The organism is Bradyrhizobium sp. AZCC 1610 (assembly GCF_036924515.1).
Taxonomy (GTDB): Bacteria; Pseudomonadota; Alphaproteobacteria; order Rhizobiales; family Xanthobacteraceae; genus Bradyrhizobium.
In genome coordinates, this window is the sequence record NZ_JAZHRR010000001.1 from 2,707,503 (window position 1) to 2,730,671 (window position 23,169).

Sequence of the window (23,169 nt, forward strand, 5' to 3'; positions counted from 1 at the left end):
ATTTTTTCGGCTCGATGCAGAGACTGTAACCAAATCCGCCGGATCGTCGAACTAACGAGATAGCAGGCATGACGACCCTCGAAATCGAACTCAAGGCCCTCATGCTTGCGAGCCTGGACGGTAACGCGGCATCGCACCGCTTGCTGCTCGATCGGTTGAGCCGTCGCCTGCGTGCTTACTACAAGACCAAACTCATCGCAGTCGGCAGAGGAATAGCGGAGGCGGAAGATTTGGTGCAGGAAGCCATATTGGCGATCCACCTCAAGCGGCATACCTATGATTCGCGGGAGCCACTCACGCCTTGGGTGCACGCCATCGCACGCTACAAACTGATCGATTTTTTGCGCCGCAATCGCGCGTCGCTCGCCGAGATGCCGATCGACGCGGCCGATGAGGTCATGGCACATGATGACAATGCCGACGCCGAAAGTACGCATGATATCCGGCGGCTTATGCAGCGGCTGCCGGAAGGCATGCAATGCGCGATCGAGGCCGTAAAACTTGATGGGCTGAGCGTCGCCGAAGCCGCGAATCGATGCGGTCTCTCCGAGTCGGGCGTAAAGGTAAATATTCATCGCGGGCTCAAAGCGCTCGCTGCGCTGATCGCCCGGGAAACGCGAACATGAAGACGGATGATCTGGTTGCGCTGCTGAGCACGAACCTTGAGCCGGCCGACCGGAATTCGGTCGTTCGCATGCTTTGCGTCGCCATTGCCGCAGGGTCGATCGTGGCGATCGGCATCGCATTTGTCGGCTTGGGCTTCCGCGCCGACCTGACGACGACCCGCGCGCTGATATTTCTTGCCGTAAAGCTCGCTTTCGCAATCGGTGTCGTCGGTCTCTCTCTGGCTTACTTGACGAGGCTGGCACACCCCGGCGGGGAACGAAAAATCTCGCCCCTCTTAATCGCTGTGCCGTTTCTCGTCGTTCTGGTTCTTGCCGCAATCAGCCTTGGATCCACGCCCCGCGCGCATTGGGAAAGGATGATCGTGGGCGATGAATGGCTGGAATGCCTTCTCTCCATTCCGGTCATTGCGATCGTTCCCTTCGCCGTTTCAATTTGGGCCGTGCGAAAGGGTGCTCCCACCAATCTTTCGCGAGCCGGCGCGTTCGCAGGCCTCATCGCGGGAGGCGTCAGCGCAATGGCTTATGCGCTCCATTGTACGGACGATTCGCTGCCGTTTATCGCCGTCTGGTATGGCGGAACGATTGTACTGTGCACCCTGGCAGGTGCGGCATTGGGACCGCGGCTGTTGCGCTGGTGAGCAGCGAAATTGAAGCGCTTCACGAGGGCGTGACCGGCGTCGCTGCGACGCCAAGGTGTGGCCGCCCAGCAGCCAGAGATTGAGATGCGCTCATGTTTGGTTTCCCCGCTCTGAGCGGTATCGCGCGGAGCGCTTGAGCAACGCCATCCCGATCAATCAGGAGCGTAGGTACTTGATCGATGCCGCAATCCCGAGCACAGCGAAGGCGAAAATCGCGAGGTGATAAACCCCCATCGCCACCATCATGCCGGAGCCCATCGCTGTCATATCCATGGTCATGAATTGCCTCCAACATTCGCAGTTCGAGGAGATGACGGTCGGCAAAGATAGCATGGATGAAGCGGTCGCGCCGACCATTTCCATTGAGTGGATCGGCGGTGGCCGGACGCGCTTGAAAGGCGAGTTAACGGTGGATGGCCTTGCAGGTTCGCAGGCGCAATATCGAACCCGTGATCTTGCGGAAATCCAACGCCTTGTTTTCACGTCGGCGTGAGCCTGTAACCGGATGACAATCGGCTCCGAACTCATGGTTAGAAGCGCACATCAAAGGCGCTTTCAAACATCATGGAGCCGGAACATGTCAACCAAACACCTTCTCACGATGTCCCTCTTGTTGCCGCTCGTGGCGGTCTCCGCGACTGCACAGGCAGGCTCGACCATTACCGATAAGAGTTACTGGCCGAGCGAGGCCATGCAGAGCACGCCGTTCAGGGCTGGCGCGCGAACCGACGCGTATTCTGCGTTTGCCTACGATCGAGCAACGTCGCGTTTTGAGCCCGCAACCACCAACAGGGGCGGATCGGCATTCCGTTATCAGGGCGGTCCGAAGGGCCGTTGATGTTGCGCGGGCGCAGTATCGCAGAGCGAGGGTCGCGGCCGACGCCCTTTGACGCGACCTGAAGCACAAGAGGTTGCGGATAATCATCTACCTCCCGCAACCGTCCTCGTTTCACCGCGGAAGGAGAGAGCATTCCAATGACGTTATTTCAGCACGACGACACCCCAATGGGCGGGACCTCACTGGGCACCACTTTGGGCAATTATTTCGCTCGCTATCGGATGGCGCTGTACGTTGTCTTTGCAACGGCAGTTTCCTTGAGTGTCGCCTGGAACTGGAATTGGCTGACAGGCGCCGAGATATTTCGCATCATGGCGTCTCTGCCGTGCACGTTCATGATGCTCATGTGCATGAAGCGCGCGGCTTGCAGGTAACCCTTCAACAGGCGGTTGTTTCGCGAGATGTCTGAGGTGAGCCAATGATGGACAATATGATGCCCGGAATGATGTGGGGCATGGGGTTCATCTGGTTGTTGGTCGTGATCGTCTTGATCTTGGCGGCCGCGGCACTGATCAAGTACCTTCGCACCGGGAGCAGGGACGGTCGGCAATGAACAAGCTCATTGTCATTGGGCTTTCAACGATTGCACTGGCATCTCCGTCGGCAGCCCAGCACAGCGACGTCGCGCGGGGTCAACGGGATTTCCGCATGTGCGCGCCATGCCATTCGCTTGAGGCGGACCAAAACATGACGGGGCCGAGCCTTGCCGGCCTCTGGGATCGCAAGGCCGGCTCGTTGCCGAGCTTCGAACGCTACTCCGATGCTCTCAAATCGTCCGGCATTATCTGGGACGATCGCTCGTTGGACGCCTGGTTGACCGATCCCGACCGCATGGTGCCGGACAATGAAATGCCGTTTAACGGCATCAAGGCCCCGCAGCGCCGTGCAGACCTGCTCGCGTTTCTGAAGGAAGCAACAAAACCGGGAGCCGCGCCGGAGCGGTACGCTCAAGGGCAAATGGGAGGCATGGGCGGGATGATGGGTGGAATGATGGGCGGCGGCCGCATGCCCAATTTGAAAAGCCTGGAGTCGAACATGCAGGTGAAGACGATCACCTACTGTCGCGACACCTATCGGGTGACTACGGCCGACGGCAAGACCCGCGCATTTTGGGAACGCAATCTGCGCCTGAAAACCGATTCCGGCAAAGATGGCCCGCAAATTGGCGCGCCGGCCCTCGTGCCCGCGGGAATGATGGGGGACCGGGCAGATGTGATTTTTGCCGCCCCGGAAGAGATCAGCAAGTTGATCGAGGCGCGGTGCTGAGAGAGAACTGGCATTGAAGGCGTTCGACGGTGGCAGGACCGGCTGAAACCGGCGTGCAAATCCATCAGCGGCGGCTCCCATCCCCCAACTTGTGATGTCCTTCACCATCGCCGCAGAAAAGATCAGATAAGATTGGTTTACCCGAAGCATTTTGCGTGGGGCGCACGTATCCGTGGATCCGTTTTAGTCTCTGGATCCCATTTGCACACTCCCTCCCAGGAGGAGCACATGCCAGATCTTGCAAGAAGTCATGCCGCGGTTATTGGCGCCGGCATGGCCGGTCTTACGGCCGCTCAGGCGATCTCCAGGCATTTCAGGAAAGTCACGATCATCGAGCGGGACGTGCTTCCCGCCGAGGCAGAGCCCCGAAGCGGCACGCCGCAGGCCCAGCATGCCCATATACTGCTCGCGGGCGGGCTGCAGGCGCTGCAGACCCTGTTTCCGGGATTTGAGAACGATCTGGCGGAAGCGGGCGCCGTGAAGATCCGCACCGGGAAGGATATGAGGTTCGAGCGCCCCGGCTTCGATCCTTTCCCGATTCGCGATCTCGGCTTCGACATTTTCTGCATGTCGCGTCCGCTGCTCGAAGCCGTTACGCGACGACGCGTTCAGCAGAGTCCGAACATCGACATTTGCGTGCGTTCCCGCGTGACCGGGCTTGTCCCCTCGCGTGATGCAACGCGGATCGAGGCGGTCCGGTATGATGGCGAAGATGGTCCTGTGACCCTGGAAGCCGACCTGGTGGTTGAAGCCTCCGGCCGCTGCGGCCTGACGCTGCGGCTGCTCGAAGAGCTTTCTCTGCAGAAGCCCGAAGAAACCGAGATCGGCATTGATCAGGCCTACGCGAGCACCATCGTCGAGCGACCAATCGATCACAATGCCGACTGGCTGGGCAATATCGTCCTGCCGTCCGCACCGGCCAGCAGCCGCGGGGCGTTCCTGTTTCCGATCGAGAAGCAGCGATGGCTGCTCTCCGTCGGAGGCAATCATGGTGATGCGCCTCCGGGCGACCGCGCGGGATTCATGGATTTCGTCATGAGCCTGCGCACCCCGACCATCTATGACGCGGTCAGGGACGCGCGACCGCTGACTGATATCGTCCGCTACCAGCTGCCTTGCAGCACACGGCGGCATTTCGAGCGCCTGGAGTCTTTCCCGGCAGGGCTGCTCGCGATAGGCGATGCCCTCTGCCGCTTCAATCCAGTGTTCGGCCAGGGCATGAGCGTGGCCGCGCAGGAGGCCGTGATCCTGGACCGGTTGTTGGCGGAAGATGTCCCCATGGAGCGCCTGGCGCGTGACTTCTTCGCTGCTATCCAAGACACCATCGCGACGCCGTGGGGCGTTGCCGTGAGCGATTTCGCCTATCCCGCCACGCGCGGCGTTCCGCCCGCCGACCTCGCGCAGCGCCTGCAATATGGTGTGGCCCTGACCAAGCTCGCCGCGCAGGATCCCGAGGTGCACCGGCTGACGGTGGAAGTCTCGCAACTGCTCAAGCCGCAGGCCGCGCTGCGCGAGCCAGCGCTCGCGGCGCGCGTGATGGCGCTGATATGACAGGCAATGCGGGAGGCCGCAGTGGGCGTTGGTAAGGCTCGCATTGCTGGAGTTGCAGATCGTTCTGCGCAAAGTAAGGTGGCGTAACGATCATCGCTGCCACTTCGGTCCGGGCTGGAGGGCGCCGTGGAGAATGGAAGCCGCCAGCGGCAGTACGTACAGTTGACGTGTCGGATTGAGCCTTTCCCGGGCTTCATATCGTGATGGACAGAGGAGGCGTCCGAAGTCGTCACATCAAACAATCCGGCTCCGAGGAAACGAGACCGAGGAAACCAGAATGGGTTTCTACAACGACCATATCCTGCCGCGGGTTTGTGATCTCGCGATGCGCAACAAGCAGCTGCGGCCGTATCGCGAGCGGGTGATCGGTGCGGCCGAGGGGCGGGTGATCGAGATCGGGATCGGCTCGGGCCGGAACTTGCCGTTCTATCGATCACCGGTGAAGGAGGTGTTGGCGCTGGAGCCGTCTGCGAAGCTGATTGCGATGGCTCGACATGCGCTACGTCCGGGTATGCCGGTCAACTTCATCGAAGCTTCTGCAGAAGCCATTCCACTCGATGATCGCAGCGTTGATACCGTTGTCACCACCTGGACCTTGTGCAGCATTCCAGATGCCGCCATGGCGCTCACCGAAATGCGTCGCGTGCTTCGGCCGGGCGGCAAGCTTCTGTTCGTGGAACACGGCATGGCGCCGGACAAGAATGTCCGGCGATGGCAGGACTGGCTGACGCCTGCCTGGAAACGCATCGGCGGAGGCTGTCACCTCAATCGACCTATCCAGACCATGATCGAGAGCGCCGGCTTCAGGATTGATCGGGTGGAAACGGGCTACATGCCCGGACCCAAGCCGATGACCTTCATGTACGAGGGCAGCGCGCGACCAGGGTAGTCGGCCGGCGCAGTTTCCGTTCCGGCCTTTGTGCTACGCCGCGCGCACCTGACCGAGAAATGCGTCGACCTGCTCGCGTAGTTGCTGCGATTGCCGCGACAGATTGCCGGCGGCGGCCTCGACCTGGTTTGCTGCGATACCGGTGGCTGCGGCGCCCTCGGTCACGCCGCCGACATTGGCGGATACTTCCTGGGTGCCGGACGCGGCCTGTTGCACATTGCGCGCGATCTCCTGGGTCGCGGCGCCCTGCTGCTCGATGGCGGACGCAATCGTCGTTGCGATCTCGCTGATTTCGCCGATCGTCTTGCCGATCGCCTCGATCGAGACGACGGATTTCTGCGTCGCCCCCTGGATAGCGGCGATCTGGGAGGCGATTTCCTCGGTGGCCTTTGACGTTTGCTCGGCCAGGCTCTTCACCTCGGCCGCGACGACGGCAAAGCCCCTGCCGCTGTCGCCGGCACGCGCCGCTTCGATGGTAGCATTGAGCGCCAGCAGATTGGTCTGCGAAGCGATGTTGTTGATCAGCTTGACGATGTCGCCGATCCGCTGGGCCATGGCCGCAAGTCCCTGAATCTCGGCGTTGGTGCCTTGCGCTTCCTGTACGGCTTTTGCCGCAATCGCCGCCGACTGGGTGACTTGCCGGCTGATCTCGCTGACGGAAGCGGACAGTTCTTCCGTGGCTGTTGCCACCGTCTGCACGTTGCTCGACGTTTCCTGTGCGCCCGACGCCACGGCTGACGCCTTGTTGGTGTTCTCGGTCGCGACGGCTGCCATTCTTTCGGCGGTGGCGCGCATCTCGACGATCGAGGCGGCAACCGCATCGAGCACGCTTGTGGCATTCCGGTCGAAGCCTTGCGTCAGCGTTTCCATCGCCTGCTGGCGATGCTCCTTCTTCTCTTGTTCGGCCCGTTGCTCGGTTGCCAGTGCGCTCGCCCTGATGGCGTTGTCGCGGAACACCGCGACCGATCGCGCCATCTCGCCGACCTCGTCGGCGCGCGCAAGCGCCGGAACGTCGATCGACATGTCGCCACCGGCGAGGCGCCGCATGGCAGCCGTCATCGCGGTCAAGGGACGGATGATGCGGCGCGACAGGATCCAGATCGAACCGACGCCGACAGCGATACCAAACAGCGTGACGAGGGCGACGAGAATGAGCTGCGTCCATGCCGCTGCAGCCTTGGCCCCCGCGTGGCCGTTGGTGATTTCGACCGCGGCATCCTTGATCCGGACGATGGATCCGAGCGCCGGATTCGACGCGTCGTACCATTGCTGGACCGTCATCGGATAGGCGGTGCCCGCCGCACCGGTTTTGTAGACCGTATCGGTTTGAGTCTTGAAATGGCCGAGGAAGTTTTGCTCCGCGGCGGCCACCGCAGATACCAGCGGCGACGCCGCGCCGGCAGTCAGATCGCGTATCGTCTGCCAGTTCGACTGCACATGCCCCCGCCAGTTGGCGATGTCGCGCTGCTGCTCGGTCGATAGCGCGCGGCTCGCCGAGATGTTGCCGGCGTGGACGGCGCGTTCGCGGCCGGCATATTCGCGCATCAGGAACGCGCCTTGCTTGACCATCGTAAGCTCGCCGACGATGGCGTCTTCCTTGCTGATCTCGCGCGAGGCCGCGGTCCAGAGCGATTGAATTCTGGTCAAGAACTCGGAGACGGTCGGATACCAGGATTTCAGCAGGTCGGCATCGCGCTGCTCCTTCGGAGACTGAAGGGCGGAATCCGCGCTGCGGCGAAGCTGCTTTACACGTTCATAGGCCTGCTCGATATCGGCAATCAGCTTCTTGCCCTCCGGCGTCGCGGTGGCGGCAATTTGCCTGAGCGCCGGAGCCAACACAGCATCGCCCTGCGAACGGCGCTTCTGAATCAACTCGCGCGTCTCGGCGTTTGTCGGAGCAGGGGCCTGCAGCGCGGTATTGGTCTGGCCGCGCTCAAGCTGAATGCTCTCCAGTCCCTTGAGCAGTTGATCGGCGTTTGCATTCACCTCGGCGACGCGGACGGCGGCCGCGTAGCTGCGCCAGGCATCTGTTCCGGCAATGCCGCAGGAGATCAGGACCAGTGCCGAGAGCACGCCAACGATGACGGCGAGGGTGGTCTTGACGGTGAGGGTGCCCGAAAGGGCCTCGCGCTTGGCATGCATGGGGATACCTTCCGGTGGCGGCCCCTGACGACGGCCTCTTTGTTTCTACCAGCCCGCCGTTACCAAGCCGCTAATTGGAGCGCCAAGTTGTAGTGCCAAGGCTCTGTTTTAAAATCCTTTTCGGCATTTTCTGATATTCACGGGGACGCGCTGCGCCCTTTAGGTTGCAGGCGCCGGCGGGATGATGGTGTGCGGCATGGGGACGAGATTCTCACTTCCGCACGATCGAGCCGGCGCGGCCGACCAGCCGCGCCAGTTGCTTGAACCGGCTGCCGACGCGATCGGCGACGAGATCGACCATGCGGTGTTCGAACACCAGCATCAGCTTGCGGCTGCCGCTGCGGAAATGCGTTGCGGGCAACACGCCGGTGCGCGCCGCCGAAATCAGATGCGCGACGCGGAACGCCGCGCCGAGAATGCGGGCGCGTTCATCCATCGCCGGCGGCACCAGCTCACGGATGCGCGCTGGCGGTTCGTTTTCCTCGCTCAAGCCGGCGTAGCGGTAGAACACCGACAGCGCGACAAAGGCGCGGCCCTGATGGCTGATCGAGCCGAAATTGCCGTTGGTGATCAGGCTCAGCGTTTCCTCGCCGCGGTGGTCGGGATGCACGCGCCAACCGACATCGGACAGCAGGCAGGCGGCGTGGCGCAGGCGGCGGTCCTCCGCGGTCTCGCGCAGCTTCACGACTCGCACCAGCCGATCGGTCCATGCGACCAGTTCCTCGGCGTGGCGCGCGGAGCGCGACAGCAGCCCGTTCAGGGTTTGGGCTGCGCAGATGAAGCCGTCCTTGGCGCGCTCCTGCGGCGGCAGCATCTCGTAGAGCAGGCCCTCGCGCACGCCGAAGGTCGAAAACACGATCGTCTTCGGCTTGCCGACGCGGATGATGTATTCGAGCACCAGCGCCGCATAGGTGAGGAGCGGACGCCGCGCGTCGGCGACCACTTCGATATCGGCGAGCATGTTGGCCGCCACGAGCCGGCGCAGGCGCCGCGCGAAATCCAGCGCGTCGGCGGCGGGCAGCGAGTAGCCGTGCATCACCCGCAGCGGATAGCCGCTCTGGAGGATGTGGATGCGCGCCAGCGCGCGCCAGGTGCCGCCGACCGCGTAGAAGGTGCGGCCACTGCTGGCCTTGAGCTGGGCCACGTTGGACAGATCGTTGCTGACGATGCGTTCGGCGCGCTTCAGCGATTTGTGCGACAGGTCCTGCAGCGCCAGGCTTCCGAGCGGCAGCGTGACGCCGCTGCTGACGCGGCTGCCATGCACGTCGATCAGTTCGAGCGAGCCGCCGCCGAGATCGCCGACGACGCCGTCGGGATTGTGGATGCCGGAGACGACGCCGAGCGCGGAAAGCTTCGCCTCGCGCGGCCCCGACAGGATTTGAATGTGCGCGCCGCAAATGCGCTCGGCCTTGGCGATGAAGTCGGGGCCGTTCTTGGCGTCGCGGCAGGCGGCGGTGGCGATGGCGAAGACGCGCCCGACCTGCTGGATGCGACACAGCGCCCGGAACCGCCGGAGCGCCGTCAGCGCCTTGGCAACCGCGTCCTCGGCCAAGAGTCCGGTGCTCTGCACCTCGCGGCCGAGCCCGCACAGCGCCTTCTCGTTGAAGATGGTGACGAGGCTGCGCGCCATCGTCTCATAGACGACGAGACGAACCGAGTTCGAACCGATGTCGATGACGGCGACGCTGGAAGCGCGCTTGCGCGGCCGCTTCACAGCCGCGGCCCCTTATGGCGATTGCAGGCGCTCGTTACGGCGCGTGAGGCGACGCGGCGAAGATTCCTTGAGAGACTTTCCACGGCCAGACAGACTCGGATTCGTCATGAAATAGTTGTGCAGATTGAACGGCTCTTCGCCTTTCGCGGCCTTCATACGCGTTGACGTCCCGTCCGGCAACAACTGCCAGCTCTGCTCGGTATCCTTCAGGTTCGCGACCATGATCTGTTCGAGAACCTGCTGATGCACCGTGGGATTTTGCAACGGACAAAGCACCTCGACGCGGCGGTCGAGGTTCCGCGGCATCATGTCGGCGGACGAGATATACACAGCCGCTTTTGCGCCGGGCAGGCCCTGTCCCATACCAAAGCAGTAGATTCGGCCGTGCTCCAGGAAGCGGCCGATAATCGATTTGACCCGGATGTTCTCGGAAAATCCGGGAATGCCCGGCCGCAGACAGCAGATGCCGCGCACCACCAGTTCGATCGAGACGCCGGCCTGCGAGGCCTCGTACAGCGCGTCGATGACATCGGGGTCGACCAGCGAGTTCATCTTCATCCAGATCACTCCCGGCTTGCCGTGCCGGGCGTGATTGGCCTCGCCTCTGATGTGTTCGATAATGCGCTTGCGCAGCGTCAGCGGCGACACCGCCATCCGCTCGATGTCGCTCGGCTCGGCATAGCCGGTGATGTAGTTGAACACCCGCGCCGCATCGCGGCCAATGATCGGGTCCGAGGTAAAGTATGAGAGGTCGGTATAGATGCGCGCGGTGACCGGATGATAGTTGCCGGTGCCGGTATGCACATAGGTCGTCAAATTACCGCCCTCGCGCCGCACCACCATCGACAGCTTGGCGTGCGTCTTCAGTTCGAGAAAACCGTACACGACTTGCACGCCGGCGCGTTCGAGGTCGCGCGCCCAGCGGATATTGGCTTCCTCGTCGAACCGCGCCTTCAACTCGATCAGGGCGGTCACCGATTTGCCGGCTTCCGCAGCCTCGGCGAGCGCGCGCACGATCGGCGAATTGTTCGACGTGCGGTAGAGCGTCTGCTTGATGGCGACGACGTCGGGGTCGCGGGCGGCCTGCTGCAGGAACTGCACGACGACGTCGAATGATTCGTAAGGATGGTGGACGATCAGGTCCTTCTGCCGGATCGCGGCAAAGATGTCGCCGCCATGGTCGCGCACCCGCTCGGGATGGCGCGGCACGTAGGGCACGAATTCGAGGTCGGGCCGGTCGAGCCGGGTGAGTTGCGAGAGTTCGTTCATCGCCAGCACGCCGTCGACCAGAAACACCTCGTCGTCGTCGGCGGAAAGCGCCTGCTGCACGAAGCCGCGCAGCGCTTCCGGCATCTTGGCTTCCATCTCGAGGCGGATCACCGATCCCCGCCGCCGCCGCTTCAGCGCGCTCTCAAACAGGCGGACCAGATCTTCGGCCTCTTCCTCGATTTCCAGTTCGGAATCCCGGATGATGCGGAAAGCGCCCTGGCCCTTGACGGTGTAGCCGGGGAACAGGCGGCCGATGAACAGCCCGGTGGCCTGTTCCAGCGGGATCAGGTGCACCGCGCCGTCCCCAGTCTGGGGCATCCGGATGAAGCGGTCGATCTTGCCGGGCATGCGGATCAGCGCATTCATCGCCTTGCCGTCCGACACCCGCGACAATTGCAGCGCGATGGTGAAGCCGAGGCTCGGGATGAACGGGAAGGGGTGCGCCGGATCAATGGCAAGCGGCGTCAGCAGCGGGAAGATGTTGCGGAGGAAGTGATCCTCGAGCCAGCTTCGCTCCGCCTTGGTGAACTCGTGGCCGTCGACGAGCACGATGCCGGTCTCCGACAGGGTGGTGCGCAGATCCCGCCAGATGGCTTGCTGGTCGGAGGCGAGTTCCGAAACGTTCTTGTTGATGACGACGAGTTGCTCCAACGGCGTCAGGCCGTCTGGGCTGCGTTCGGCGATGCCTTCGCGGACCTGCGCCTTGATACCGGCGACGCGGACCATGAAGAACTCATCAAGGTTATTGGCGGAAATTGACAGAAACCGAACCCGTTCCAGCACGGGATGGCCTGGATTGACCGACTCTTCGAGCACCCGACGGTTGAAATGCAGCCAGGACAGCTCGCGGTTGATGAATCGCTCGGGGCTCGTGGCAATCGCGGGGGGAGCCTCGACGATCTGTTCTTTTTCTTTAATTTCAATAACTTGTGCCGATTCCATAAAGCTTTGATCCATCTCGGGCGAGGGCGCAGGGCGTTCTTAAATCAGTGCAGCGCAGAGCATGTGATACGCCGATGACGTTTCAATGACATTGACGTTCTGCCCACAGCCGCCGTCAAGGCGGCAGGAAGCAGCACGCAGCTGTCCGATCAGGCGTTCCGGAGCAGTTCGGCGGCGAGCGCCCGGGTTACCGGCCGGCCCAGCCGTAGCGCCTCGGTGTCGAGCAGATCGACAGCCTGGCGAGCGGCGGCATAGGACCGCTCGATCCGGGTGGTGAGGTAGCTCACCACCGTCTCGTCGATGCTCAACTGGCGGTCCGCGCAAAATTTGATGATCAGGCCGCGAAATAGCAAGTCGTCGGGCGGTAATAGCGACACCACAGGCACCGCGCGCAGCCGCGACCTGAGATCGCGCAGCTCAACCTCGAACGCCGCCGGAGGAACGCGCCCCGTGACCAGGACGAATGCCTCGTCCTCGCGCGCCAGGTTCAGGAGGTGAAACATCGCGCGTTCGTCGAAATCGGCCGGTCTCAGGTCTTCGACCACCAGTGCTCCGGTGGCGAGCGCGCCGGGGACGGCAGCAGGGTTAAGCGCGTGCGCCGATGTCGAGCGCGCGCCGGCCTGTTCGGCCCAGATCGCGGCGAGATGGCTCTTGCCGGAGCCCTCCGGTCCCACCAGCAGCATGACGCGGTTCGGCCAGTCCGGCCAGCTTTCGATCAGCGAGAGCGCGGCTTCATTGGCCGGCCCTTCCAGGAAATTGTCGCGGGTCAGGCTCTCCGCATGCGGCAGCGCAAAGGCAAGCTGACGAGGTTGAACGCGGACTGCCACTCAAATCTCCAGGCTGGGATGTACAGCCTTCATAGCGTTTCCAAGCGAAGTGGGCACCGGTTCGCGTGAAGAAAACGCGTCATAACAAAGAACAAGCTAGCGCGCGTCGATCGTGCTCATGTGCCGCACCCACTCGACGAGATAGAGCGAGACGGAAACCAAAGTAAAGACCGTAACAAAACCCATCAGGATCACGTCATAGGGCGCCGGCTTGAAATTAAAACCGAGCGAAGCCAGCACCAGCGCCGCGAACGCCACCTGGGCCACCGTGTTGAGCTTCGACACCATCAGCGGTTTCATCGCGACCGGCTTGTCGAGCAGCCATGACACGATCACGGCCGTGACGATCATGATGTCGCGCGACACCACGAGGATGACGAGCCAGCGCGGCACCGCGCCCCAGATGCCGAGCGCCACGAAGATCGAAACCAGCAGCGCCTTGTCCGCGAGCGGGTCGAGCAGGGCGCCCAGCTCGCTCGCCATGTTGAAGCGCTTGGCGAGAAAGCCGTCGACGGCGTCGCTGACCCCGGCGATGACGAAGATCGCGAAGGCGATTTCCATCTGGCTGGAGACAATCGCCCAGACGATGACCGGGACCAGAATGATGCGCCCCAGCGTGATGATATTCGGAATGCTCAACTCGGTCGCTTCCCGGCTCCCGGCCTGGTTCCGGCCCTTGGCGGGTTCGGCCGGACCTTATCTACATAGTATATGTGAGAAGCGTTCGCGAGCCATTGCAGGATCGCGGAATTCCTCGTAACCAGCGGTCATCATACGGAAATTGGGCATGATCGACCGCAAAAACGGGCTGACTTACTCGGATTCGGGCGTTGATATCGATGCGGGCAACCGCCTGGTTGATCTCATCAAGCCGATGGTCCGCGCCACCGCCCGGGCCGGCGCCGACGCCGAAATCGGCGGTTTTGGCGGCCTGTTCGACCTCAAGGCGGCGGGTTTCAAGGATCCCGTGCTGGTGGCGGCGACCGACGGCGTCGGCACCAAGGTCAAAATCGCGATCGAGACCGGCCTGCATGGCGGCATCGGCATCGATCTGGTGGCGATGTCGGTCAACGATCTGGTGGTCCAGGGCGCGGAACCGTTGTTCTTCCTCGACTATTTTGCCTGCGGCAAGCTCGATCCGGAAGCGGCTGCGGCCATCGTGGCCGGCGTCGCCGAGGGGTGCCGGGAGTCCGGCTGCGCCTTGATCGGCGGGGAGACCGCGGAAATGCCGGGGCTCTACAAGGACGGCGATTACGATCTGGCGGGCTTTGCGGTCGGGGCTGCCGAGCGCGGCACGCTGCTGCCGAGCGCCGACATCGCCGTAGGCGACGCGGTGATCGGATTGGCCTCGTCGGGCGTCCACTCCAACGGCTTTTCGCTGGTCCGAAAGATCGTGGAAAACTCACGCCTCGGCTTCGATGCGCCGGCGCCGTTCTCGCCGGTCATGACGCTGGGCGGCGCGCTGCTGGTGCCGACGCGGCTCTATGTGAAGTCCTGCCTGCGCGCGATTCGCGAGACCGGCGCGATCAAGGGCCTCGCCCACATTACCGGCGGTGGCTTCACCGACAACATTCCACGCGTGCTGCCAAAGCATCTCGGCGTCGGCATCGATCTGGCGCGGCTGCCGGTGCTGCCGGTGTTCAAGTGGCTGGCGGAGTTGGGCGGCATCGCCGAACTCGAATTGTTGCGCACCTTCAACTGCGGCATCGGCATGATCGCCATCGTCAAGCCGGATGCAGTCGAGAAGGTGACGGAAGTGCTGACCGAAGGCGGCGAGACCGTCGCCGTGCTCGGCGAAGTGGTCCCGGCCAAAGGCGAACTTCGCGTGATCTACAACGGTCACCTCGATCTCGCGCCATGAAGCGCCGTGTCGCCATCCTGATCTCGGGCCGTGGATCGAACATGGCCGCGCTAATCGATGCGACGAAGGCTGCGGATTTTCCGGCCGAGATCGTCGCCGTCATTTCCAACCGCGCCGATGCGGCCGGGCTCGAGAAGGCAGCCGCGAGTGGCATCCCGACCGCGGTCATCGAAAGCAAGCCGTTCGGCAAGGACCGCGCCGGCTTCGAAGCCATCCTGCAGCGGGAGCTGGAGGAAAAGCAGGTCGAGCTGATTTGCCTCGGCGGATTCATGCGACTGTTCACCGCCGAATTCGTGCAGCGCTGGTACGGCAGGATGCTCAACGTCCATCCCTCGCTGCTGCCGTCCTTTCCGGGCCTCGATCCGCATGGCCAGGCGTTGCTGGCCGGGGTGAAGATCTCGGGCGCGACCGTGCACTTCGTGATTCCCGAAACCGACGCCGGCCCGATCGTGATACAGGGCGCGGTCACGGTGGCCGATGACGACACGGCTGAGACGCTGTCGCAGCGCATCCTCGGCATCGAGCATCGCATCTATCCTGAGGCGCTGCGGTTGCTTGCGAGCGGCAGGCTTCGGCTCGAAGGCGACATTTGCAAGCTTGCCGACGGGGCCGACCGTGACGGCACCCTGATTTCGCCGCGGACGATCTGATATTATCTGCCGGTGTGCACGAACGAGCGCGATAACCGCGCCCTGCAAAATCCATCGAGGTTCCATGATCACGCTCTATGGCTCCGGGCCCAATTTCGGCCTTCCCGACGCAAGCCCGTTCGTGACCAAGGCCGAAACCTTGTTGCGGATGTCGAAACTCCCGTTCGAAAAGGCGCTGATGAGCTTTTCGAAGGCGCCGAAGGGGAAGATCCCCTACATCGAGGACGACGGCCAGTTGCTCGGCGACTCCACGCTGATCCGCTGGCACCTCGAAAAAGAAATACGGCATCGATTTCGACCAGGGCCTCACCGCCGAGCAGCTCGCCATCGCCTGGGCGTTCGAGAAGATGGCGGAGGACAATCTCTACTGGGCCAGCGTCTACTTCCGCTGGATGATCGATGACAATTTCCGCAAGGGGCCGGTCAATTTCTTCAAGGGCGTGCCTGCGCCGGTCCGGCCCGTTGTCGTCTCGATGATCCGCCGCCGCTTGCGCAAGACGTTGCAGGGCCAGGGAATCGGTCGTCACTCCGCCGACGAAATCACCGCGATCGGAATCCGCTCGATCGATGCGATGGCGGCCTATCTCGGCGACAAGCCGTTCTTCATGGGTAGTGCGCCCGCCGGCATCGATGCCACGATGTTCGCCTTCGCGGTCAGCGCGATTTGTCCGCTGTTTGAGTCGGATCTGCAGCGGGCGGCCGCAAGCCATGACAATTTGCGGCGGTATGTCGGGCGAATGACTGCGCGATTCTATCCGGAACTCAGCGAGATTGCGGGGTGCCAGGCGGCGGCCTGAATTCCGAGGCAGGGGAAGATCCCCCGGCTAGGCCGGGGGTCATCAAGTTGGACGAAGTCTAGGAGATGAAGTCTAGGAGATCCTGAGGTTTTCCGCTGATGTCTTGCCGCGGTTTTCGACAAGGTCGTACTCAATGTGCTGGTTCTCGTTGAGAGTGGTGAGCCCCGCTCGCTCGACGGCCGAGATGTGAACGAACACGTCCTTCTCGCCGACCGCCGGCTTGATGAACCCATACCCCTTGGTGGGGTTGAACCACTTGACGCTGCCCTTGTGCATCGCCATCGCCTGTCTCCAAGTTTAGACTAGATACAAAAAAGACGCGGCCACGTTTCCACGTGCCACGCCACAAACGGGCTCCCCGGTAGCTGCTAGATTTCCTGCTCGCGAAACGCACAGTCGAACGGCCTGAATCCGATTGCACCTCGGATTGCAACACGAAATTTGGGCGTTCGCAAGGTTCTGGCGCAGGCCGGCAAATCGATTGGCGCTTCCGCGAGCTGTGGCAACCAGACAACAATGGCGCGTATTCGGCGGTGCGTCGGGGGGCCAACCGATTGACCCTTCGCACGAACTGGGGGCAAATCGCTCTGGTTGATGGGTTTTGCGCATTTTTCGGCCCCCGCGCTTTTGCCTTTGGGAATGGATTTGCATGCGCTGCTCATCGCAGCTTTCGCGGGCACGAAAAATCGGGATCGGCCACGCGTGCGCGCGGCTGGTCGCGATCGTGTTCGTGCTCATCGGCATCATGTCCGCCGCGCAGGCGCAATCGCCGACGCCGACACCCACCCCGACACCCACGCCTTCACCGACGCCCAGTCCAACCCCGACGGTGATTAATTCGTCGGTGTCGTCCGGCGCGGCGCTGACCAATCTCGGCAGCAATTTCCTGGAGCGGCTGGGCAATCAGTCGAGCAACGGTTTCAACCGCCTGCAGCGGACCAATCCCGGCGGCGGCGGGGCCTCCGAGAGCACGGAAGCGCCGCGCTACCGGACCTGGTTCGAAGGCTACGGGAACTATACGAAGACCGGCGCGATCGGTGATTTCGTCGGCGATAGCCGAAAGACCTGGGGCGGTGTGGCCGGGATCGGTGCGCGGGTGGCGCCGGGCATCAATATCGGCTTCTCGGTCGACCAGAGCCGCTCGGCGATCGATATTCCGCTGGCGCTGCAATCGGCGACGATCGACCTGACCCAGATCGGTTTCACCGCTTCCGTCGATAGCGGGCCGTGGACCTGGGCCAACGCGGTGGTGCACGGTTTCGGCAACATCAATTCGCGCCGCGACACGGGGCTTGGAATTGCGACCGCCGGATACAATGCGCGGCTCGACGGCGTGTTGAGCGAGATCGGCTATTACTGGTCGAAGAACCAGGGCCGCATCGTGCCAAAGGCCGCGTTCGAATATGTCCGCGCCCAGACCGGTTCGCTGCAGGAGATCGGCGGCCTCGATCCCGTGACGGCGACGGGCGCCACCGTGCAGCGCGGGCGTCTATTGATCGGCGCGGAGATCGGCCATTACTGGATATTCGACGGCAAGATTTTCGACCTGTCGGGCTACGGCAAGTTCGTCGACAATGTCGTGCAGAATTTCTCCGACATCACCGTCAGCCAGGGCGTGCAGAGTCTTACGTTCCAGGGTATCGGCGAGAGCCGGTACGGCGCCGATGCCGGCGCCTCGGCATCGCTGAGCTTCACCAATACGGCGCGGCTCTACGTCAATTACGACGCCAAATTGCGCGCCGCGATGCAGTCGCATCAGGGAACGGTGGGGTTGGAGCTGAAGTGGTAGCTACATCCCCGTGTCCCGGACGCGGCGCAGCACGTAGTGATGCGACGCAGAGCCGGGACCCATGGGAGCGATGTACGGACCCCGGATCAGCAGCGCAGCGCTTCGCGCCGCGCAGCATCCGGGGAACGGGCTGGGAGTCCGATCTACGCCCGGTCGACCCTGACGACGCGGCCTTTTTCGATCGCAAGCGCTAGCCGGCCATGCTTGAGCGCCAGCGCTGCTTCGCCGAACAATTCGCGCCGCCAGCCGTGCAGGGCGGCGACGTCGGCCTGGTCGTCGGCGGCGATCTGGTCGAGATCGTCGACGGTGGCGATCACTTTGCTCGCGACGGCGTGGCGTTCCGACGTCATCCGCAGCAGCACTTTCAGGAGTTCGACGGTCGCAGCCCCGTTCGAATTGCCGCGCGGCTTTTCGATTTTCGGCAGCGTCTGGGGATCGCGGGCAAGGCCGCGCTGCACGGCCGCGATAATATCGGTGCCCCATTTGGAGCGGTCAAAGCCCTTCGGCAGCGAGCGCAGGCCGGCGAGGCGCTCCAGTGAGGTCGGTGCATGGGTGGCGATGTCGCCGACCGCATCGTCCTTCAGCACGCGTGAGCGCGGCACGTCGCGGCTTTGCGCTTCCTGTTCGCGCCAGGCCGCGACTTCCATCAGCACCGCGAGCTCCTTCGGCTTGCGCACCCGCGTCTTCAGCCGCTCCCAGGCGCGCTCGGGGTGGAAATCGTAGGTTCTTGGCGAGGTCAGGACTTCCATCTCCTCGCTGACCCAGTCGCTGCGGGCGCGCTTCTTCAGGTCGGCGTCGAGGGCTGCAAAGACGTCGCGCAGATGGGTGACGTCGGAAACCGCGTAGTGCATCTGCTCCGGCGTCAGCGGCCGGCGCGACCAGTCGGTGAAGCGGTGGGTCTTGTCGGGCCGGTGGCCGGTGACGCGCTCGACGAGCTGATCATAGGCGATGCTGTCGCCATAACCCAGCACCATCGCCGCCACCTGGGTGTCGAAGATCGGGTGCGGAATCGTGCCGGACTGGTGCCAGACGATTTCGATGTCCTGGCGGGCGGCGTGGAACACCTTTAGCACCGCCTCGTTGCCCATCAGGTCGAAGAACGGTTTGAGGTCGATACCGGGCGCCAGCGTGTCGATCACGACAGCTTCTTCCGCGCTCGCCATCTGCACGACGCAGAGCAGGGGGTAATACGTCGTCTCCCGCAGGAATTCGGTGTCGACGGTGATGACCTTGTGTTGGGCGAGCCGGGAGCAGGCGGCAGCGAGGTCGGAAGTGGTGGTAATCAGATCCATGAACAATCCATGACGCGTCGGACAGGCGTTCTGCCGAAAACGCTGATATGTCAAGGGTGTCGCGGAAGATTTGAGCCCTGCATTTGAGCCTGAGCACGGCTTTTTTGCGTCGTTTTGGCGGGCGGATTGCCATAGACGGCAAGCGCGTGGGGGCGTTTTTCGGTCAGGCGCCCGGACAGCCGGTTTCCGGAGGCGCCGGCGGCCAATCGCCAGGCACCGCGGGCCTTCGGGTTATGGAGGCGCGATCCGGACTACTCGTACCGGACGCGCCGCGACCGTCGGCGGCCCGACGGGATCGCGAGCACGGCGAGACAGAGCCCGATCATCACCATTCCCATAAGTTCAAAAGCAAAGGCGTCCACGGCAATTCTCCCCCGATAAACCGCTAGAATTGTGGGGAGCGCGTTGACCGTTTCTTAATTTGTGGCCGGGCGTGTGCGCGGATGGTGGATGGGCGGTTAACGCCGGCGAACCTGCCTCACAGTGGGTAGGATGGGTAGAGCGCCGTCATTGCGAGGAGCGAAGCGATGAAGCAATCCATTCTTTCTTTCCGTCGCGGGATGGATTGCTTCCGCCTTCGCTCTTGAGCTACGGCGGACAAGTCGCTTCGCTCGCAATGACGCGGAAGGATCAGCGCCCTTACGTCCCGCAGAACGTCCGCAGCACGCGCTGGTCGGGCAGCGGCGGCTCGGCGTAGGCCGCGAATTCCGGCTGGTCCTCGAACGGCTTCGACAGCACCGTCAGCAATTCCTCGAACGGCGCGTAGTCGTTGTTTACGGCCGCCGCGATCACGGCCTCGACGCGGTGGTTGCGCGGGATGAAGGCCGGATTGACCGCGCGCATCGCCGCTTGCCGCTCTGCGGCGGATTGCGGCTCGTCTGCGAGGCGCTGGCGCCAGCGCGCGGCCCATTCATCGAAGGCGGCGGGATCGGTGAACTGCGCTCGGACGCTGTCGTCGTCGGCATCGAGAGCGGCATCACTCAGGCGGCGGAAGGTGAGGGTGAAGTCGGCCTGGTTTTTGGCCATGGCATCGAGCAGGTCCTGCACCAGCGCCTCGTCGCTGTCGCGTGAGGTGAACAGGCCGATCTTCTTGCGCAATCCGGCCTGATAGGCGGCGGTGAATTTCTCGGCGAACTCGCCCAAAATCATTTGCGCCTGTTCGATTGCCTTGTCCTGTTCGTCGGCAAACAGCGGCAGCAGGCATTCGGCGAGCCGCGTCAGATTCCACAGCGCGATGCGCGGCTGGTTGGCGTAGGCGTAGCGGCCCAATTCATCGATCGAGGAGAACACCTGCGCGGGGTTGTATTCGTCCATGAAGGCGCAGGGGCCGTAATCGATGGTCTCGCCCGATATGGACGTGTTGTCGGTGTTCATGACGCCATGGATGAAGCCGACCAGAAGCCAGAGCGCGACGAGATCAGCCTGGCGGGCGACGACGCCTTCGAGCAGGGCGTGATAGGGGCGCTCTGCGCCGGCGATCTCAGGGTAGTGCCTGGCGATGACGTGGTCGGCGAGCGCGCGCACGCCATCGGTGTCGCCGCGCGCGGCGAAGAACTGGAAGGTGCCGACGCGGATGTGGCTGGCGGCGACGCGGGTCAGCACGGCGCCGGGCAGCATGGTTTCGCGCATCACGTTCTCGCCCGAGGTCACGGCGGCGAGCGAGCGGGTGGTGGGGATGCCCAAGGCAAACATCGCCTCGCTGACGATGTATTCGCGCAGCACCGGCCCGAGCGCGGCGCGGCCGTCGCCCCGGCGTGAAAATGGCGTGGGGCCAGATCCCTTGAGCTGGATGTCGCGGCGGACACCGGCCTTGTCGATGACTTCGCCGAGCAGGATCGCCCGGCCGTCGCCGAGCTGGGGCACGAATTGGCCGAACTGGTGGCCGGCATAGGCCATGGCGATCGGGTCGGCGCCGTCGGGCAGGCGTTTTCCGGCGAGGATTTCGGCCCCTTCCGGGGTCGCCAGCACATCGGGATCAAGCCCGAGATGGACGGCCAGGGCCCGGTTCAGCTTGATCAGCCGGGGGGCGGCGACGGGCGTAGGCGCCACGCGCGCGAAAAAGTTCGCCGGCAGCGCCGAATAGGTGTTCTGGAACGGGAAATGGACGGTCATGACCCAAAGATAGGCGCGCGGCGGGAATAGGCAAACAGATCAAACCCGCGACGCCGAAATGGCGGTTCTTGAGCCCAAAACAGCCTCCGCCTTGGTTGCCGCACCCGGCCGCGTCGGGTAAACCCTCCGCAACTTCGGACCCGGCTTTTGCCTCCGATTCTGACCTCCGACATCTGATTTTGGGAATTCCATGCATCGCTACCGGTCACATACATGCGGCGCGCTCCGCGACAGCGACATCGGCCAGACCGCCCGTCTTTCCGGCTGGTGCCATCGTATCCGCGACCATGGCGGCGTGCTGTTCATCGATCTGCGCGACCATTACGGCATCACCCAGTGCGTGGCCGACCCGGACTCGCCCGCGTTCAAGGAAGTCGAAAAGTTCCGCTCGGAATGGGTGGTGCGGATCGACGGCAAGGTGCGGCGGCGCCCCGAGGGCACCGACAATCCGGAACTGCCGACCGGCATGGTCGAAGTCTATGTCAGCGAGATCGAGGTGCTGGGGCCTGCGGCCGAGCTGCCGCTGCCGGTGTTCGGCGAGCAGGAATATCCTGAAGACATCAGGCTCAAGTACCGGTTCCTCGACCTCCGTCGCGAGAAGCTGCACCAGAACATCATGACTCGCGGCGCGATCGTGGATTCCATGCGCAAGCGGATGAAGGAGCAGGGCTTCTTCGAGTTCCAGACCCCGATCCTGACGGCCTCCTCGCCGGAAGGCGCGCGGGATTTTCTGGTGCCGTCGCGCATTCATCCCGGCAAATTTTACGCGCTGCCGCAGGCGCCGCAGCAGTACAAGCAGCTGCTGATGATGTCGGGCTTCGACCGCTACTTCCAGATCGCGCCATGCTTCCGCGACGAGGATCCGCGCGCCGACCGCCTGCCGGGCGAGTTTTATCAGCTCGACGTCGAGATGAGTTTTGTCACGCAGGACGACGTGTTCGCGGCGATGGAGCCTGTTGTCACCGGCGTCTTCGAGGAGTTTGCCAAGGGCAAGCCGGTCACCAAATCATGGCCGCGGATTCCCTTTGCGGAAGCCTTACGCAAATACGGCACTGACAAGCCGGATTTGCGCAACCCGATCGTGATGCAGGACGTCTCCGAGCACTTCCGCGGCTCCGGCTTCAAGGTGTTCGCGCGGATGCTGGAAGACCCCAAGAACCAGGTCTGGGCGATCCCCGGCACGGCCGGCGGCTCTCGCGCGTTCTGCGACCGCATGAACTCGTGGGCGCAGGGCGAAGGCCAGCCCGGGCTCGGCTACATCATGTGGCGCGAGGGCGGCGAGGGCGCGGGTCCCTTGGCCAACAACATCGGCGCGGAGCGCACGGCTGCGATCCGTGCGCAGCTCGGCATGACGGAGGGCGATGCGGCGTTCTTCGTCGCCGGCGACCCGGAAAAATTCTGGAAGTTTTCAGGCCTCGCCCGCACCAAGGTGGCTGAGGAATTGAACCTGATCGACAAGGACCGGTTCGAACTCGCCTGGATCGTCGACTTCCCGATGTACGAGTACAACGAGGAAGACAAGAAGGTCGACTTCTCGCACAACCCGTTCTCGATGCCGCAGGGTGGCCTCAACGCGTTGCAGACGCAGGACCCGCTGACCATCAAGGCGTTCCAGTACGACATCACCTGCAACGGCTACGAGATCGCGTCCGGCGGCATCCGCAACCACCGTCCCGAGGCGATGGTGAAGGCGTTCGAGATCGCGGGCTATGGCGAAAAGGACGTCGTCGAGCGTTTTGGCGGCATGTATCGCGCGTTCCAGTACGGCGCCCCGCCGCATGGCGGCATGGCGGCCGGCGTCGACCGCATCGTGATGCTGCTGTGCGGCACCACCAATTTGCGCGAAATCTCGCTGTTCCCGATGAACCAGCAGGCCGTGGACCTGCTGATGGGCGCGCCATCGGAAGTCGGACCGAAGCAACTCCGCGAGCTTCACATCCGGCTCAATCTGCCGGACAAGGGGTAG

Annotated in this window: 23 protein-coding genes; 14 read left to right on the forward strand and 9 right to left on the reverse strand. The window is 63.3% G+C overall.

Annotated features, from left to right (window positions below):
• The first annotated feature begins 68 nt into the window (after positions 1 to 68).
• Together V1279_RS12955 and V1279_RS12960 are read left to right on the forward strand one after the other, a co-directional pair.
• The gene (locus V1279_RS12955; protein WP_334436187.1) at positions 69 to 626 is read left to right on the forward strand and encodes a sigma-70 family RNA polymerase sigma factor; all 558 of its coding nucleotides are present in this window, start codon (positions 69 to 71) and stop codon (positions 624 to 626) included.
• A complete protein-coding gene (locus V1279_RS12960; protein WP_334436189.1) occupies positions 623 to 1,264 on the forward strand; it encodes a DUF1109 domain-containing protein in 642 nt (213 codons plus the stop codon). Before V1279_RS12955 ends, V1279_RS12960 begins: the two co-directional genes overlap by 4 nt.
• A 156-nt stretch (positions 1,265 to 1,420) precedes the next feature.
• Here V1279_RS12960 and V1279_RS12965 read toward each other — a convergent pair whose 3' ends face one another.
• On the reverse strand, positions 1,421 to 1,543 hold the full coding sequence (locus V1279_RS12965) for a hypothetical protein (RefSeq protein WP_334436190.1): 123 nt from the start codon (positions 1,541 to 1,543) through the stop codon (positions 1,421 to 1,423).
• 31 nt (positions 1,544 to 1,574) lie between these two features.
• Between V1279_RS12965 and V1279_RS12970 the strand changes: the two genes are divergently transcribed.
• From V1279_RS12970 to V1279_RS12995, 6 genes are all read left to right on the forward strand, one after another.
• Positions 1,575 to 1,757, forward strand: a complete 183-nt coding sequence (locus V1279_RS12970) for a hypothetical protein (RefSeq protein ID WP_334436191.1) — start codon at positions 1,575 to 1,577, stop codon at positions 1,755 to 1,757.
• An 84-nt stretch (positions 1,758 to 1,841) separates the two neighbouring features.
• Positions 1,842 to 2,102, forward strand: a complete 261-nt coding sequence (locus tag V1279_RS12975; protein ID WP_334436192.1) for a hypothetical protein — start codon at positions 1,842 to 1,844, stop codon at positions 2,100 to 2,102.
• Positions 2,103 to 2,239: 137 nt separating this feature from the next.
• Positions 2,240 to 2,476 carry a hypothetical protein gene (locus V1279_RS12980; RefSeq protein ID WP_334436193.1) on the forward strand — a complete coding sequence of 79 codons (237 nt, stop codon included), beginning with the start codon at positions 2,240 to 2,242 and terminating at the stop codon, positions 2,474 to 2,476.
• A 175-nt stretch (positions 2,477 to 2,651) separates the two neighbouring features.
• Positions 2,652 to 3,368: a c-type cytochrome gene (locus tag V1279_RS12985; RefSeq protein ID WP_334436195.1), complete on the forward strand. Its 717-nt coding sequence runs from the start codon at positions 2,652 to 2,654 to the stop codon at positions 3,366 to 3,368.
• Positions 3,369 to 3,500: 132 nt separating this feature from the next.
• Positions 3,501 to 4,919, forward strand: a complete 1,419-nt coding sequence (locus tag V1279_RS12990) for an NAD(P)/FAD-dependent oxidoreductase (RefSeq protein WP_334436196.1) — start codon at positions 3,501 to 3,503, stop codon at positions 4,917 to 4,919.
• A 277-nt stretch (positions 4,920 to 5,196) separates the two neighbouring features.
• Positions 5,197 to 5,808 carry a class I SAM-dependent methyltransferase gene (locus V1279_RS12995; RefSeq protein ID WP_334436198.1) on the forward strand — a complete coding sequence of 204 codons (612 nt, stop codon included), beginning with the start codon at positions 5,197 to 5,199 and terminating at the stop codon, positions 5,806 to 5,808.
• Positions 5,809 to 5,841: 33 nt separating this feature from the next.
• Here the strand turns inward: V1279_RS12995 and V1279_RS13000 are convergent, their stop codons facing one another.
• From V1279_RS13000 to V1279_RS13020, 5 genes are all read right to left on the reverse strand, one after another.
• Positions 5,842 to 7,950: a methyl-accepting chemotaxis protein gene (locus V1279_RS13000; protein WP_334436200.1), complete on the reverse strand. Its 2,109-nt coding sequence runs from the start codon at positions 7,948 to 7,950 to the stop codon at positions 5,842 to 5,844.
• A gap of 211 nt (positions 7,951 to 8,161) precedes the next feature.
• On the reverse strand, positions 8,162 to 9,664 hold the full coding sequence (ppx, locus tag V1279_RS13005; protein ID WP_334436201.1) for an exopolyphosphatase: 1,503 nt from the start codon (positions 9,662 to 9,664) through the stop codon (positions 8,162 to 8,164).
• A 12-nt stretch (positions 9,665 to 9,676) separates the two neighbouring features.
• Positions 9,677 to 11,875 carry an RNA degradosome polyphosphate kinase gene (locus V1279_RS13010; RefSeq protein ID WP_334436202.1) on the reverse strand — a complete coding sequence of 733 codons (2,199 nt, stop codon included), beginning with the start codon at positions 11,873 to 11,875 and terminating at the stop codon, positions 9,677 to 9,679.
• A 149-nt stretch (positions 11,876 to 12,024) separates the two neighbouring features.
• On the reverse strand, positions 12,025 to 12,702 hold the full coding sequence (locus V1279_RS13015) for a chromosomal replication initiator DnaA (RefSeq protein WP_334436204.1): 678 nt from the start codon (positions 12,700 to 12,702) through the stop codon (positions 12,025 to 12,027).
• A gap of 96 nt (positions 12,703 to 12,798) precedes the next feature.
• Positions 12,799 to 13,341: a CDP-alcohol phosphatidyltransferase family protein gene (locus tag V1279_RS13020; RefSeq protein WP_334436206.1), complete on the reverse strand. Its 543-nt coding sequence runs from the start codon at positions 13,339 to 13,341 to the stop codon at positions 12,799 to 12,801.
• Positions 13,342 to 13,489: 148 nt separating this feature from the next.
• Here V1279_RS13020 and purM point away from each other — a divergent pair, with 148 nt between their 5' ends.
• The 4 genes from purM to V1279_RS13040 all read left to right on the forward strand — a co-directional run bounded on the left by purM (position 13,490) and on the right by V1279_RS13040 (position 16,010).
• Positions 13,490 to 14,563, forward strand: coding sequence for a phosphoribosylformylglycinamidine cyclo-ligase (purM, locus tag V1279_RS13025; protein ID WP_334436208.1), 1,074 nt, complete (start codon positions 13,490 to 13,492; stop codon positions 14,561 to 14,563).
• Positions 14,560 to 15,213 (forward strand): phosphoribosylglycinamide formyltransferase, encoded by a 654-nt coding sequence (gene purN, locus V1279_RS13030; RefSeq protein ID WP_334436211.1) that lies wholly within the window; start codon positions 14,560 to 14,562, stop codon positions 15,211 to 15,213. The genes purM and purN overlap by 4 nt, the downstream gene beginning before the upstream one ends.
• 64 nt (positions 15,214 to 15,277) lie before the next feature.
• Entirely contained in the window at positions 15,278 to 15,616 is a 339-nt protein-coding gene (locus V1279_RS13035; protein WP_334436213.1) for a glutathione S-transferase N-terminal domain-containing protein, read from the forward strand.
• On the forward strand, positions 15,540 to 16,010 hold the full coding sequence (locus V1279_RS13040; RefSeq protein ID WP_334446358.1) for a glutathione S-transferase family protein: 471 nt from the start codon (positions 15,540 to 15,542) through the stop codon (positions 16,008 to 16,010). The genes V1279_RS13035 and V1279_RS13040 overlap by 77 nt, the downstream gene beginning before the upstream one ends.
• A 72-nt stretch (positions 16,011 to 16,082) precedes the next feature.
• Here V1279_RS13040 and V1279_RS13045 read toward each other — a convergent pair whose 3' ends face one another.
• Positions 16,083 to 16,286, reverse strand: a complete 204-nt coding sequence (locus tag V1279_RS13045; protein WP_334446359.1) for a cold-shock protein — start codon at positions 16,284 to 16,286, stop codon at positions 16,083 to 16,085.
• Between the two features lie 373 nt (positions 16,287 to 16,659).
• On the opposite strand from V1279_RS13045, the gene V1279_RS13050 reads away from it, so the two are divergent.
• Entirely contained in the window at positions 16,660 to 17,799 is a 1,140-nt protein-coding gene (locus tag V1279_RS13050; protein ID WP_334436216.1) for an autotransporter outer membrane beta-barrel domain-containing protein, read from the forward strand.
• A gap of 143 nt (positions 17,800 to 17,942) precedes the next feature.
• Here the strand turns inward: V1279_RS13050 and rnd are convergent, their stop codons facing one another.
• On the reverse strand, positions 17,943 to 19,091 hold the full coding sequence (rnd, locus tag V1279_RS13055; protein WP_334436218.1) for a ribonuclease D: 1,149 nt from the start codon (positions 19,089 to 19,091) through the stop codon (positions 17,943 to 17,945).
• 639 nt (positions 19,092 to 19,730) lie between these two features.
• Positions 19,731 to 21,203, reverse strand: coding sequence for a protein adenylyltransferase SelO (locus V1279_RS13060; protein WP_334436221.1), 1,473 nt, complete (start codon positions 21,201 to 21,203; stop codon positions 19,731 to 19,733).
• A 190-nt stretch (positions 21,204 to 21,393) separates the two neighbouring features.
• Here V1279_RS13060 and aspS point away from each other — a divergent pair, with 190 nt between their 5' ends.
• Positions 21,394 to 23,169, forward strand: a complete 1,776-nt coding sequence (aspS, locus tag V1279_RS13065; protein WP_334436223.1) for an aspartate--tRNA ligase — start codon at positions 21,394 to 21,396, stop codon at positions 23,167 to 23,169.

Coding starts and splice junctions, on each gene's coding strand:
- V1279_RS12960 (WP_334436189.1), top strand. CDS start 623: ATGAAGACGGATGATCTGGTTGCGCTGCTGAGCACGAACCTTGAGCCG.
- V1279_RS12965 (WP_334436190.1), bottom strand. CDS start 1,543: ATGACCATGGATATGACAGCGATGGGCTCCGGCATGATGGTGGCGATG.
- purN (WP_334436211.1), top strand. CDS start 14,560: ATGAAGCGCCGTGTCGCCATCCTGATCTCGGGCCGTGGATCGAACATG.
- V1279_RS13035 (WP_334436213.1), top strand. CDS start 15,278: ATGATCACGCTCTATGGCTCCGGGCCCAATTTCGGCCTTCCCGACGCA.
- V1279_RS13010 (WP_334436202.1), bottom strand. CDS start 11,875: ATGGAATCGGCACAAGTTATTGAAATTAAAGAAAAAGAACAGATCGTC.
- V1279_RS13000 (WP_334436200.1), bottom strand. CDS start 7,950: ATGCATGCCAAGCGCGAGGCCCTTTCGGGCACCCTCACCGTCAAGACC.
- V1279_RS12985 (WP_334436195.1), top strand. CDS start 2,652: ATGAACAAGCTCATTGTCATTGGGCTTTCAACGATTGCACTGGCATCT.
- V1279_RS13045 (WP_334446359.1), bottom strand. CDS start 16,286: ATGCACAAGGGCAGCGTCAAGTGGTTCAACCCCACCAAGGGGTATGGG.
- V1279_RS12995 (WP_334436198.1), top strand. CDS start 5,197: ATGGGTTTCTACAACGACCATATCCTGCCGCGGGTTTGTGATCTCGCG.
- rnd (WP_334436218.1), bottom strand. CDS start 19,091: ATGGATCTGATTACCACCACTTCCGACCTCGCTGCCGCCTGCTCCCGG.
- aspS (WP_334436223.1), top strand. CDS start 21,394: ATGCATCGCTACCGGTCACATACATGCGGCGCGCTCCGCGACAGCGAC.
- V1279_RS12980 (WP_334436193.1), top strand. CDS start 2,240: ATGACGTTATTTCAGCACGACGACACCCCAATGGGCGGGACCTCACTG.
- V1279_RS12975 (WP_334436192.1), top strand. CDS start 1,842: ATGTCAACCAAACACCTTCTCACGATGTCCCTCTTGTTGCCGCTCGTG.
- V1279_RS12955 (WP_334436187.1), top strand. CDS start 69: ATGACGACCCTCGAAATCGAACTCAAGGCCCTCATGCTTGCGAGCCTG.
- V1279_RS13060 (WP_334436221.1), bottom strand. CDS start 21,203: ATGACCGTCCATTTCCCGTTCCAGAACACCTATTCGGCGCTGCCGGCG.
- V1279_RS13050 (WP_334436216.1), top strand. CDS start 16,660: ATGCGCTGCTCATCGCAGCTTTCGCGGGCACGAAAAATCGGGATCGGC.
- purM (WP_334436208.1), top strand. CDS start 13,490: ATGATCGACCGCAAAAACGGGCTGACTTACTCGGATTCGGGCGTTGAT.
- V1279_RS12970 (WP_334436191.1), top strand. CDS start 1,575: ATGACGGTCGGCAAAGATAGCATGGATGAAGCGGTCGCGCCGACCATT.